Source organism: Nonomuraea sp. NPDC048892, assembly GCF_040649735.1.
GTDB classification, from domain to species: domain Bacteria; phylum Actinomycetota; class Actinomycetes; order Streptosporangiales; family Streptosporangiaceae; genus Nonomuraea; species Nonomuraea maheshkhaliensis.
Map to the genome: position 1 here is coordinate 112,399 of NZ_JBEZFZ010000013.1, position 12,600 is coordinate 124,998.

Below are 12,600 nucleotides of genomic sequence, written 5' to 3' on the forward strand. Positions count from 1 at the left end.
CGCCACCGCCACAATGGCCCCTCGACGCGCCTGATCCCGCCCCTCAGCGCCGTAGACGGGGCAGGGGTGCACGGGGCCATGCCGGGACATGACGGGCCGTGAGCGCTCGGCAAGGGGCGCTGGAACCACAAAGGGGGCCCACAAACGCTCCGTTATGGCGGGCCACCACTGAAGGGTCAGCAGCCGTTTCCCTGGAGGGCCCTCAGCCGAAGTGCGGCGGGAGGCAGGCCGCCGCGAAGCCGTAAAAGATCAGAACAGGGTTGGATTTTCTGGTTCGATGCCGCGAAGGGCGTCGTAATCCAGCGTGTGGCAGGCGATGCCGCGGTCGGTGGCCAGCACGCGGGCCTGGGGTTTGATCTCCTGGGCCGCGAAGACCCCGCGCACGGGCGACAGCAGCGGGTCGCGGTTGAGCAGCTCCAGATAGCGGGTCAGCTGCTCGACCCCGTCGATCTCGCCCCGTCGCTTGATCTCCACCGCCACCGTCGCCCCCGTCGCGTCCCGGCACAGGATGTCGACCGGGCCGATCGCCGTCATGTATTCGCGGCGGATGAGCGAGTAGCCGTCGCCCAACGTCGTGATGTGCTCGGCGAGCAGCTCCTGCAGGTGGGCCTCGACGCCGTCCTTGATCAGCCCCGGGTCCACCCCCAGCTCGTGGCTGGAGTCGTGGAGGACCTCCTCCATGGTCAGGACCAGCTTCTCGCCGGTCTTGCCGTGGGTGACCGTCCAGGTCGCGCCGTCCTCCTTGAGCTTGCACGGCGGATTCATCCAGTTGAGCGGCTTGAAGGCGCGGTCGTCGGCGTGGATGCTCACGCTGCCGTCCGCCTTGATGAGCACGAGCCTGGGCGCCATCGGCAGGTGTGCCGTGAGCCGTCCGATGTAATCCACGCTGCAGCGCGCGATGACCAGCCGCATGACCATCCACCTTAGTGCCTCTGGAAAACTGGACGCATGGCGTTTGAACGGGTGAGGCCGACGACCGAGCTCCCCCCACGATGAGTCCGCGTCGCGCCCGCCGCAGGGAGTCCTCCCGTCCCTTCGGTTTCCCGACCGGCCTGGACAAGGTGGAGGAGTGGCCCGACGGCGAGTGGAAGGTCCGCATGCTCACCGGCGCCTCCTCCGCCAAGAACTACCGGTGCCCCGGTTGCGACCAGGAGATCCGCAGCGGCCAGCCGCACGTGGTGGCCTGGCCCAACTGGCCGGGCGGCGACGAGGAGCGCCGGCACTGGCACCAGACCTGCTGGCGTAAGAGACTCGACCGCGGCCCCGGCCGCAGCCGTTACTGAAGGGATCCATGGTGGAGATTCGCGCGGCGACCGTGCTGCCCGCCCGGCGTGAGCCGATCGAACTGCACACGGGCGACGGATTGACCCTGGTCGGCGAGCTGGCCCAGCCGCTCGACCGCCCCCCGGTCGCCACGCTGGTGACCCTGCACCCGCTGCCCACCCACGGCGGGTTCATGGACAGCCACGTGTACAAGAAGGCCGCCAACCGGCTGCCCGCGCTCGCCGACCTGGCCGTGCTGCGCTTCAACACCCGCGGCACCTCCTCCGACCGGGGCACCTCGCAGGGGGCGTTCGACGGGGGCGAGGGTGAGCGGTTCGACGTGGCCGCGGCGCTGGAATACGCCGAATATCACGATCTGCCCAACGTGTGGGTGGTCGGCTGGTCGTTCGGCACCGAGCTGGCGCTCAAGTGGGCGCACGACCCGCTGGTGGAGGGCGCGATCCTGCTCTCCCCGCCGCTGCACAGGGCCACGGACGCCGATCTGGACGCCTGGGCCCGTTTCGGCCGGCCGCTGGTGGCGCTGGTGCCGGAGTTCGACGACTACCTGCGGCCGGAGGAGGCGCGTACGCGGTTCGCCCGGGTTCCGCAGGCCGAGGTGATCGGGGTGGAGGGCGCCAAGCACCTGTGGGTGGGTGAACCGTACGTGCGCATCGCCCTCGACGAGATCGTCAAGCGGGTCAATCCGGCCGCCCATCCGCTCCCGACCGAGGTCTGACGGTTATCTCCCTTGGGGGTTCCGGTCATGAAAGATATTTTGAGCACAATGCACAAAACTCTGGACCCCGGCCTCCACCCAGGGTGAGAATCCGATCGTCAACCGAAGATCGTGGAGACGCCGGGTGCGCGCTGCCCGCGCGTAACCTCTGCTCAGCATGGGCGGTCACGTATGCGGGTACTGCACGGGCTGGTCGCGGCGGCGTTATCTCTCACCACCCTGGCGGTGGTGCGGCCGGTGGTGGCGGAGGAACGGCCACAGACGACGCAACCCCCTCCGGACAAAGAGCTAGCGGCGGTCGCCCAGGCGCGCGGCGCCGGCCGGCCGGTCGAGATCGAGTCGATGCGCAGCGAGACCCGCACGGTCTTCGCCAAGCCCGACGGCACGCTGTCCATGGAGCTGAACGTCAGGCCCATCCGCGTGCGCAAGAACGACCGCTGGGTGCCCGTGGACACCACCCTGCGCCTGCGCCCCGACGGCGCCGTCGAGCCGGTGGCCACGGCGGTCGGCCTGACCTTCTCCGGCGGCGGCTCCGCCCCGCTCGCCCGGCTCGCGCGCGGCGCCAAGTCGATGGAGCTCGGCTGGACGGGCACGCTGCCCACCCCGACGCTCAACGGCGACACCGCCACCTACGCCGAGGTCATGCCGGGCGTGGACCTCCAGGTCACCGCCGACGTGGACGGCTTCTCGCACGTCCTGGTGGTCAAGAACAGGGACGCCGCGGCGAAGCTGACCGAGCTGGCCTTCCCGCTGTCCGCGACCGGCCTGACGCTGGAGTCGGACAAGGCGGGCAACCTGGAGGCCACCGACAAGAACGAGGGCACGATCTTCATCGCCCCCACCCCCAAGATGTGGGACTCCGAGGGGATCTCCAGCCCGCAGGCGCTCAAGGAGGGCCGCTCGCCCGAGGCCCGCGAGGCCACGATGGGCGTGGAGCTGGCCGGCAGGCAGCTGCGGCTCAAGCCCGACCGCAAGATGATGACGGACCCGGACACGAAGTTCCCCGTCTACCTCGATCCGTACTTCTCGGCCGCGCGCAACGCCTGGACCGCGGTCTGGAGCAACTGGCCCAACTCCAACTACCTCAACTCCAGCGACGTCGCCCGGGTGGGGCACGTGGAGTCGCAGAAGAACCGCACGTTCTACCAGATGAACACCGGCTCGACGATCCACGGCAAGCAGATCATCAAGGCCACGCTGCGGACGTACGAGACGTGGTCGTACTCGTGCAGCGCCCGCAAGGTCGAGGCGTGGGCGACCAACACGATCAGCAAGAGCACGACCTGGAACAAGCAGCCCGCCTGGGTCACCAAGCTCTCCACCGTGAACGTGGCCAAGGGCTGGGGCGCGTCCTGCCTGCCCGGCGGCGTCGAGTTCGACGTCACCCCGCAGGTCGTGGACGCCGCCGCCAAGAACTGGGCCAACGTCACCATCGGCCTGCGGGCCACCAGCGAGACCGACGTCTACGCCTGGAAGAAGTTCAAGAACAACCCGAGCCTGGTCATCGAGTACAACTCGCTGCCGGCCGCCCCCGTGGCCGCCGACGTGTGGTCGGACCCGGGCGGCCCCTGCGTCTCGGGTGACGACCGCCCGATCATCAGCACCAACGCCCCCAAGCTGTGGGCGAAGCTGAAGGACACCGACAACTCGGTCAAGGGCCGCTTCGAGTGGTACAAGGAGGACGGCACCAAGATCGGCGAGTACGTCACCGCGCTCGGCTCCACCGGCACCGCCTTCTCCGCGTCGATCCCGACCACCCTGTACGCCGACGGCCAGCTGATCCGCTGGCGCGTGCGGGCCGAGGACGGCAAGGCCAACAGCGCGTGGAGCCCCTGGTGCGAGGCCACCGTAGACGCCACCGCCCCCGGCCGTGAGCCGCTGGTCTCCTCGCCCACCTTCACCGAGAACGGCTGGAGCGACGGCGTCGGCCTGCCCGGCACGTTCGCGTTCGGCCCGAACGGCATCACCGACGTGACCTCCTACGTCTGGGGCCTGGACACCACGCCCAAGACCGAGGTGGCGGCGAACCAGGACGGCACGGCCACGATCGCGCTGACCCCGCGCCACGACGGCCCCAACGTGCTCGTCGTGCGCAGCAAGGACCGCGCGGGCCAGCTCGGCCCCATCCGCACCTACGTCTTCAACATCAACGCCGGCCGCGGGCCCAGCGGTCACTGGCCGATGAACGAGGGCACGGGCAGCGTGGCCGCCGACGCCACCGGCGCCCATCCCGCCACCCTGACCTCCGCCACCTGGACCTCGGGCAGGACTGGCGGCGGGCTGAAGCTGACCGGCGGCTACGGCCAGACCGCCCGCCCCGTCATCGACACCAGCCGCAACTTCACCGTCTCCGCCTGGGCCAGGCTCACCGGCAACGGCGCCACCGCCACCGCCGTCACCCAGGAGGGCGGCAGGGCGGGCGCGTTCGCGCTGCAGTACTCCAAGGCCGACGACCGGTGGGCGCTCAGCGTGACCGGCTCCGACGCCGACGGCGCGGCCACCGTGCGCGCCAAGTCCGCCGCCGCGCCGAGGCTGAACGAATGGACCCACCTCACCGGCGTCTACGACAGCGCGGCGGGCCAGATCACGCTCTACGTGAACGGACGGCTGGAGTCCACGGTCGCCGTTCCGCAACCATGGAACGCCACGGGCCCCCTGACGATCGGCCGCGGAAAGGCCGGCGGGGCGGCTGCGGACAACTGGCAGGGAGACGTCGACGAGGTGCGCGCCTACGGCCGCGCCATGTTCGCCGACGAGGTCGCCGACCTGGTCAACAGCGCTGCCACGCTGGTGGGCCACTGGCAGCTGGACGAGGAGTCCGGCACCTCGGCCGCCGACTCCTCGGGCCGCGCGGGCGCGGCGACGTTGTCCGGAGCCGCCTCGTGGACGCCCGCCTGGCTGGACGGAGGGCTGGCGCTCGACGGCGTCAACGGCTTCGCCCAGACGACCGCTCCCGCGGTCAACACCAGGAACGGCTTCACCGTCGCCGCGTGGACCCAGCTCGACTACCTGCCCACCGCCGACACCGCGGCGGTGGCCCAGCCGGGCAGCCGGGCGGCCGGGTTCCAGCTCGGCTTCGACAAGGAGCAGGGCCGGTGGGCCCTCGGGATGGCCGCCGCCGACACCGACACGGCCGCTCTCGTACGCACCCGCTCCGACGCCATCCCCAACGCGCTGGAGTGGACGCACGTGGCCGGCGTGTACGACCCGCTGGCGGGCCAGCTGCGCATCTACGTCAACGGCCGCCTGTCCACCACCACGATCACCGACCACCTGAGCGCCTGGAACGCCACCGGCGCGCTGCAGCTCGGCCGGACCAAGGCCGCGGGCGCGTTCACCGGCTACTGGCCGGGGATCGTGGACGACGTCCGCACCTATGACGGCGTGCTGAGCGCCGAGCAGATCGCCCAGCTGGCTGCTCAGTGATCCACCCGGGCGGGGCCCACGCGGCTCCGCCCGGTGATCCACCCCGGAGCCTTCCCGGCTCCGCTTGGTGAGCCATCCCGGCGCGGAGCCTTTCCTGCTCTGCGCCGGTGGCGTTCCAGGGCCAGGTGTTAATAGAATCTCGTTCGGTTCGGCGGTTGGTCGTCAGAGGAGGCGGCGTGGGCGCGTTCGATCTCAGTGGGAAACAGGCTCTGATCACCGGGGCGTCGAAGGGGATCGGGCGGGCCATCGCGCTCGCGTACGCGGGGGCGGGGGCCGACGTGGCGCTCGTGTCCCGCTCGGCCGAGACCCTGGCCGAGGTGGGCAAGGAGATCGAGGCGCTCGGGAGGCGCGCGGTCGTCATCCCCGCCGACCTCACCGACCGCGAGGCCGCGACGGGCGCCGTGGCGGCGGCCCTCGACGGGCTCGGGCACCTCGACATCGTGGTCAACAACGCCGGCGGGTCGAACTTCCTGGTCGAGTTCAAGGACCTGCGGCTGTCGGGCTGGGACAAGCTGATGCGGCTCAACCTCGACTCCGCCATGGCGGTCTGCCACGCGGTCGCGCCGCACCTGCTCGGGCGGGGCGACGGGGTCGTCATCAACGTGGCGTCGGTGGCGGCGCTCGGCGCGCCCTTCCTCGCCCCGTACGCCGCCGCCAAGGCCGGGCTGGTGGCGCTGACCAAGACGCTGGCCGTGGAGTGGGCGAGCGCCGGGGTACGGGTCAACGCCCTGTGCCCCGGCTGGACGGCCACCGACCTCAACCGCAACCTCTGGGAGAACGAGGCGTCCTCCGCCGCCACGATCGCGGGCGTGCCCATGCGGCGCTGGGGGAGCGCGGAGGAGATGGCTCAGCCGGCCGTGTTCCTGGCCAGCCCGGCCTCGGCGTACATGACCGGGCAGGTGCTGTTCATCGACGGCGGGGCCACCGCCATCTGATCGCACGGCCGTCGCCCCGTGGATGGGGCTGCGGTCAGGCGGGCGGCGGGTCGTCGCCCAGGGGTTCGTACACGAAGACGATGTACGTCTCGCACGCCTTCGGGCCCTGGCCGGACACCCGGGCGGCGCCCATGGCCGTGCAGGCCGGCCGGAGCAGCCGGTCGCGCTCGTCGCGCTCGTCGCGCTCGTCGCGGTCGTCGTACCAGGAGGCCACCGCGTCGGCGGCGCCGCGCATCTCCTCGTCCTGGCTCCAGAACACGCTCTCGCCGGTCCCCGGGCGCAGGCCCTCGTGCCCGGCCCGCAGCCCCTCGTGCCGGGAGAGGGCGGCCGCCCTGGCCTTGGCGTACTCGACCAGCAGCGGGTCCATCGCCAGGGGTGGCGCGCCGTGCGCGGCGCGGTGGACGTTCGCCTCACGCAGCGCCTGGAGCAGGAATTCGCCGTTGGTGGCGTCGGGGAGGGCGGGACGGGTCCCTGTGGTTCCGGTGCCTGCCATGCTCGTCACCTCGGGGGGTGCGCGGTATCCGTGTCTGGATTGTGCGCGGAAATGCCAGGTCAGGCAATGTCGTATATATCCCCGGCATTTCCGGTGCGGGGGCACGGGTGCGGTGCGGGGACAGGTCGTCGGAGAAGCGGTCAGGACTGTCGGGGGATATCGGCATACGTCATTGAGTGATTGTTCCCGTGAACCGCGTTACCGTGTGGTCCGTGCAGCTCTACACGAGATCTGCCGGGACCGGGCTCCCGGTTGTGCTGCTTCACGCGTTCCCGCTGTCGTCGGCCATGTGGCTGGCCCAGCGGGAAGGGCTGGCCAGGGTCTGCCGGGTCATCACTCCTGACCTGCGCGGCTTCGGCGGGTCGCGGCTGGGCGACGATGATCCGTCGATCGACCTGATGGCCGACGACGTCGCCAGGCTGCTCGACGAGGAGGGCATCGACAGGGCGGTGGTCGGCGGGCTGTCGATGGGCGGCTACGTGACCATGGCCTTCTGCCGCCGGCACCCCGACCGGGTGCTCGGCGTGATCCTGGCCGACACCAAGGCCACCCCCGACCCGCCCACGGCCAGGGACAACAGGGAACGCATCGCGCGGGCCGTGCTGTCGGACGGCAGCGACGTGCTGGTCAGCGAGGTGCTCCCGGCGCTCATCGGCCAGACCACCAAGGAGCGGCGGGCCATGGTGTTCGGCCGGGTCAAGGGGCTGGTGCAGTCGGCCCCGCCGGGCGCGGTGGCTTGGGCGCAACGGGCCATGGCCGCGCGTCCCGACTCGTTCGAGACGCTGAGCGCGCTCAAGGTCCCGCTGCTGATCATCGTGGGGGAGGAGGACGAGCTCTCGCCGCCCGCCGACGCCGACGCCATGGTCCGGGCCGTGCCCGAGGGCAAGCTGGAGATCATCCCCAAGGCCGGCCACCTCAGCGCGGTCGAGCAGCCGGAGGCGTTCAACGCGGCGGTGACCGAGTTCCTGCGCACGGAGCTGGGCGCCACCGGTCCTGGACACTGAACGCGGGGCTCAGCGGGCGGGGGCGCGGACGTCGAGCGAGGGTCGGACTTCGATGGCGGGGGCCGGACGGCCGGGCGTCGCGGGCGGGGGTCGGGGCGGGGAGCGGTCTCAGGCGTGGTCCTGGCGTGGCAGCACGATCTCGCGGATGATCAGCGAGATCGCCGCCGCCACCGGGATGGCCAGCAGGGCGCCCACGATGCCGAGCAGCGCGCCACCGAACAGCGCGGCGATCACGGTCACCGCCGGAGTCACGTCCACCGAGCGCTTCATCACCCGGGGATAGATGAAGTAGTTCTCGATCTGCTGGTAGATCACGAAGAAGATCGCGCACGCGATCCCGGCGGGCAACGACTCCAGCAGCGCCACGCCGGTCACGAGCACGGCGCCGATCGTGGCGCCCACCAGCGGGATCAGGTCGGTCAGGGCGACGACGAGAGCCAGCGCGAGCGCGTACTGGACTCCGGCGATCGACAGGAAGATCCAGGTCAGCACGCCCGCGATGACGGAGATCAGCACGTTGCCCGCCACGTAGCCCCCGATGCCGCCGAGGATCTCCTCGCTGATCGCCCGCGTGCGCGGCCGGCGCGAGGCCGGGACCAGCTTGAGCAGGTAGTCCTTGATCGTGTGCAGCGAGCCGAGGAAGTACAGCATCAGCACCAGCAGCGTCACCGTGGTGAACACGCCGTTGAGCACCACCAGTCCCGCGCCCATGATGCCGGTCGCCAGTGACGGCCCGAGCGTGCTCGTCACGAACGTACGCAGCTGCGGCAGGATCTGGTAGTCGGCGTCGAGCTGGCGCAGCGTCGGATGGTTGCTCAGCTCGGTGATGTAGCCGGGCACCGCGTTGACGAACTCCGTGAGCTGCTTGCTCACCGGCGGCACGATGGCCAGCCCGAACAGCACGAACGCGACGATGACCCCGGCGAACACGATCGTGATCGCGCCCCTCCTGGCCACGCCCCTGCGCTGCAGGGACTCGACGGCCGGGTTGAGCCCGACGGCCAGGAACATCGCCACCACGACCAGCACGATCGTGCTCAGCGACGCGACCACCATCTGCGCGATGGCGATGGCGGTCAGCACCCCCAGCCCGCCGACCAGGCCGAACAGGAACGGGCCGCGGGCGAACGGCTTGCCGGGCAGTCCGTACGGCTGCCCGCCCTCCTCGCCCTTGACCGCCGCCCTCGGCGCCTGTTCCTGGGGTGCCGGTTCCTGCGGCGCCCGCTCCTCCTGCGGCTGGGGGCTCTCGGCCTTTTCCTGCTCGGCCGTGGACTCGACGTCTGCGGACAAGGGGACTCCAAGGGGGATCGACGACTGAGGATGACGGACCGGTATCGGTTCGTACATGCCCGGCGGCAAAGAGAGAGCCTAGCGACCATTCGATCGCCAGGCTCTCTCAGCCGTCATTCAGCCCCCGTGCGTGTCCGTCGGCGTTACTCCTGCCACCACTCCGAGTCGTCCTCGGACTTGGCGGCCGTCACCTTGGGCGCCGGGGCGGCCGGCGCGGCTGCCGGGGCCGGAGCGGGAGGCTCGGGCGCGGCGAGTGCGGCCTTCGGTGCGGCAGCGGCGACCGCGGGCTCCGGCTCCATGCCCGGCAGGGCGGCGCCGCCGAGGAGCTGGCGGAGCTGAGCCAGGTGGCTGGTGATGCTGTCGCGCTGGCGGGTGAGCTCGTCGACCTGGCGCTGCATCGCCGTACGGGTGCGCTCGGCTTCGTTCTTCGCCTCGGTGACGATGGTCTCCGCGCTCGACTTCGCCTCGGCCACTATCGTCTCGGAGCTCTTGCGGGCGTTGGCGACGAGCTGCTTGGCGTGCAGGTCGGCCTCGCGGCGGGTCTGCTCGGCCTGCTGCGTGGCCTTCGTGGCCCGCGACTCGGCCGTGGCGGCGCGCTGCTCGGCCTCGGCGACCAGCTTCTGTGTGGCGGCCTGCGCGGTGGCGTGGCGCTCGGCCTCCTGACGCTCGGCCTCCTCGCGGCGGGCGGCGAGCTGGATCTCGAACTCCGCCTCGTCCTGCGCCCGCTTGGCCTCCGACTCCTCCAGCACCCGCTGAGCCTGCGCGCGCATCTCGTCGGCCTGACGCTTGGCCGTCGTCAGCACCTCGTCGCGCTCGCGCTTGGTCGAGGCGCGCAGCTGCGCGACCTCGCGCTCGGTGGTGGTGCGGAGCTTGGCGATCTCGCGCTCGGCGTCGGCGCGCTTCTCGGCCACCTCGTGATCGGCCGTGGCGCGCAGCTTGGCGGCCTCGCGCTCGGTCGTGTTGGTGAGCTCGTCGGCCTCGCGGCGGGCGGTCGAGCGGATGTCCTCGGCGTCCCGCTCGGCGCTCGTGCGCATCTCGTCGCTCTCGCGGGTGGCCTGGGCGCGCTTCTCGGCGGCCTCGGACTCGGCGGCGGCCCTCAGGTCCGCGGCCTCGACCTTGGCCGCGGCCTTGATCTCGTTGGCCTCGGACCTGGCGGCCTGGACGAGCTCGGTCGCCTGTTCCTCGGCCAGCCGGAGCAGCTGCTCGATCCGGGCGCCGAGACCGGAGTAGGTGGGACGCTCCTGCTCCTGCAACTGGCGCTGGGAGTCGGACAGATCGCGCTGGAGGCCGACGACCTGCTCGCGCGCCTGCCGCAGCTCCCCGTCGAGCTGCTTGAGATGATCATGGACCTGGTGCCGGTCGTAACCACGGAGCACCACGTCGAACTCGCGGGCTGGGGCGTCCTCGAAGAAGTTGTTGAGCTGGGCGTCGATGTCGGACTGCATGGAGGCTCGATCCTGGGTTGTCGAGACGGCTACACGGGCCGGACGGGGGGTTCGGGGCATCCGTACCAGGAGCCTGTGCCTCTCGGCAGGCCCCATGTCCGGTGGAAGGTCAAGCGTACTCCGCTGGTGCCGCGTGCGAAGCCCCGTCCAACTTTCTGCGTGACTAGTTACATATGAACGTTTTTTGCGTTTTGTGGTGATTTGTCAGGGTTTGGGGGCTTGGACTAGCTCAGTCAGCATTCCGCCTACATCCTTGGGGTGCAGAAATGCGATCTGCGAGCCCATCGACCCGTGCCGGGGGCGCTCGTCCAGCAGCCTCACACCTTTCTCGCCGATCGTCGTCATGGCCTCCGCGACATCGGGCACCCCGAACGCCACATGATGGACGCCCTCGCCCCGCTTGGCGAGGAATTTTCCCACAGGCGAGTCGTCGGAGAGAGGTTCAAGGAGCTGAATGTAGGAGCCCCCACCTTCGCCGTCGGCGATGTGCAGCATGGCCTCCTTGACGCCCTGCTCCTCGTTCACCTCCCGCGCCACGACCGTCAGCTCGAACGTCCTCGAGAAGAGCTCGATCTTCTCTTCAAGATCGCGGCAGGCGATCCCGATGTGGTCGATCCGCATGAACATGTGTGGCCTACCTCCATGGCGAGCGACGGCGTACTCGTGGGTATGGTGTCAAAGACCGGACGCGCGAGCACAGGAGGCCGTTGTCATGTCCAGTTCCGTCATTGTCGCCGGAGCTCGCACCCCTATCGGCAAACTGCTCGGCTCCCTGTCCGGACTGTCGGCCGTCGAGCTCGGCGGCGTCGCCATCAAGGCCGCCCTGGAACGTGCCGGGGTCGCTCCCGAATCCGTCGAATACGTCATCATGGGCCAGGTCCTCCAGGCCGGAGCCGGGCAGATCCCCTCCCGCCAGGCCGCCGTCAATGCCGGCATCCCCATGACCGTCCCTTCCGTCACCATCAACAAGGTGTGCCTGTCGGGCCTCGACGCCATCGCCCTGGCCGACCAGCTCATCAGGGCGGGCGAGTTCGACATCGTGGTGGCCGGCGGCATGGAGTCCATGACCAACGCCCCCCACCTGCTGCCAGGGCTGCGAAAAGGCGTCAAGTACGGCGGCTCCCAGGTCGTCGACTCGATGGCCCACGACGGCCTGTTCTGCGCGTTCGACCAGTGCGCGATGGGCGAGTCCACCGAGCGGCACAACACCCGGCTCGGCATCGGCCGCGAGGAGCAGGACTCCCTGTCGGCCCGCTCCCACCAGCTCGCCGCCGCGGCCGTCAAGAACGGCGTCTTCGAAGAAGAGATCGTCCCGGTGGAGATCCCGCAGCGGCGCGGTGAGCCGGTGATCGTCAAGGAGGACGAGGGCGTACGCGGCGACACGACCGCGCAGACCCTCGCCAAGCTGCGTCCCGCCTTCGCCGCCGACGGCACCATCACGGCCGGGTCGGCCTCCCAGATCTCCGACGGCGCCTGCGCCGTGGTCGTCATGTCCAAGGCCAAGGCCGAGGAGCTGGGCCTGCCCTGGCTGGCCGAGATCGGCCGCCACGGCAACGTGGCAGGCCCTGACGCCTCCCTGCAGTCCCAGCCGGCCAACGCCATCAAGCAGGCCATGGCCAAGCAGGGCGTCACGGCCGGCGACCTCGACCTGGTGGAGATCAACGAGGCCTTCGCCAGCGTGGTCGTCCAGTCGGCCAAGGAGCTCGGCGTTCCGCTCGACATCGTCAACGTCAACGGCGGCGGCATCGCCCTGGGGCACCCCATCGGGGCGTCGGGGGCGCGGATCGTGCTGACGCTGGCGTACGAGCTCAGGCGCCGGGGCGGCGGCCTGGGCGCGGCGGGGCTGTGCGGCGGCGGCGGCCAGGGCGACGCCCTGCTCATCACCGTCCCCAAGTCCTGACGACGCCCGGCTCATCGGCGTCTCCAGGTTCCTGACGGCGCCCGGCCCGTCAGCGTCCCCGGGTTCCTGACGGCGCCCGGATCATCGGCGTCCCCGGGTTCCTGACGG

At 70.7% G+C, this 12,600-nt stretch carries 11 protein-coding genes; 6 read left to right on the forward strand and 5 right to left on the reverse strand.

The annotated features are described in order from the left end of the window. Window positions 1-249 precede the first annotated feature (249 nt). On the reverse strand, window positions 250-912 hold the full coding sequence (gene nucS / locus AB0C28_RS34580) for an endonuclease NucS (RefSeq protein WP_357859228.1): 663 nt from the start codon (window positions 910-912) through the stop codon (window positions 250-252). Between the two features lie 80 nt (window positions 913-992). Between nucS and AB0C28_RS34585 the strand changes: the two genes are divergently transcribed. The 4 genes from AB0C28_RS34585 (at window position 993) to AB0C28_RS34600 (ending at window position 6,360) form a co-directional block, all read left to right on the forward strand. Then, the gene (locus AB0C28_RS34585) at window positions 993-1,283 is read left to right on the forward strand and encodes an ATP/GTP-binding protein (protein WP_106248199.1); all 291 of its coding nucleotides are present in this window, start codon (window positions 993-995) and stop codon (window positions 1,281-1,283) included. Window positions 1,284-1,294: 11 nt separating this feature from the next. Next, window positions 1,295-1,999, forward strand: coding sequence for an alpha/beta fold hydrolase (locus AB0C28_RS34590; protein ID WP_357859490.1), 705 nt, complete (start codon window positions 1,295-1,297; stop codon window positions 1,997-1,999). Window positions 2,000-2,170: 171 nt separating this feature from the next. Further along, window positions 2,171-5,425 (forward strand): LamG-like jellyroll fold domain-containing protein, encoded by a 3,255-nt coding sequence (locus tag AB0C28_RS34595; protein WP_358080044.1) that lies wholly within the window; start codon window positions 2,171-2,173, stop codon window positions 5,423-5,425. Window positions 5,426-5,601: 176 nt separating this feature from the next. Next, on the forward strand, window positions 5,602-6,360 hold the full coding sequence (locus tag AB0C28_RS34600; protein ID WP_346106023.1) for an SDR family NAD(P)-dependent oxidoreductase: 759 nt from the start codon (window positions 5,602-5,604) through the stop codon (window positions 6,358-6,360). 34 nt (window positions 6,361-6,394) lie between these two features. Here the strand turns inward: AB0C28_RS34600 and AB0C28_RS34605 are convergent, their stop codons facing one another. Beyond that, window positions 6,395-6,853, reverse strand: a complete 459-nt coding sequence (locus tag AB0C28_RS34605) for a CAP domain-containing protein (RefSeq protein WP_358080045.1) — start codon at window positions 6,851-6,853, stop codon at window positions 6,395-6,397. 254 nt (window positions 6,854-7,107) lie between these two features. Between AB0C28_RS34605 and AB0C28_RS34610 the strand changes: the two genes are divergently transcribed. Beyond that, window positions 7,108-7,857, forward strand: a complete 750-nt coding sequence (locus tag AB0C28_RS34610; RefSeq protein ID WP_358080046.1) for an alpha/beta fold hydrolase — start codon at window positions 7,108-7,110, stop codon at window positions 7,855-7,857. A 108-nt stretch (window positions 7,858-7,965) separates the two neighbouring features. Here AB0C28_RS34610 and AB0C28_RS34615 read toward each other — a convergent pair whose 3' ends face one another. The 3 genes from AB0C28_RS34615 to mce all read right to left on the reverse strand — a co-directional run bounded on the left by AB0C28_RS34615 (window position 7,966) and on the right by mce (window position 11,219). After that, a complete protein-coding gene (locus AB0C28_RS34615) occupies window positions 7,966-9,147 on the reverse strand; it encodes an AI-2E family transporter (RefSeq protein ID WP_357859215.1) in 1,182 nt (393 codons plus the stop codon). A gap of 143 nt (window positions 9,148-9,290) precedes the next feature. Beyond that, the gene (locus tag AB0C28_RS34620) at window positions 9,291-10,592 is read right to left on the reverse strand and encodes a DivIVA domain-containing protein (RefSeq protein WP_357859212.1); all 1,302 of its coding nucleotides are present in this window, start codon (window positions 10,590-10,592) and stop codon (window positions 9,291-9,293) included. Between the two features lie 204 nt (window positions 10,593-10,796). Beyond that, window positions 10,797-11,219, reverse strand: a complete 423-nt coding sequence (gene mce, locus AB0C28_RS34625) for a methylmalonyl-CoA epimerase (RefSeq protein ID WP_357859209.1) — start codon at window positions 11,217-11,219, stop codon at window positions 10,797-10,799. An 85-nt stretch (window positions 11,220-11,304) separates the two neighbouring features. Between mce and AB0C28_RS34630 the strand changes: the two genes are divergently transcribed. Continuing rightward, window positions 11,305-12,492 carry an acetyl-CoA C-acetyltransferase gene (locus AB0C28_RS34630; protein WP_358080047.1) on the forward strand — a complete coding sequence of 396 codons (1,188 nt, stop codon included), beginning with the start codon at window positions 11,305-11,307 and terminating at the stop codon, window positions 12,490-12,492. The last annotated feature ends 108 nt before the right edge of the window (window positions 12,493-12,600 follow it).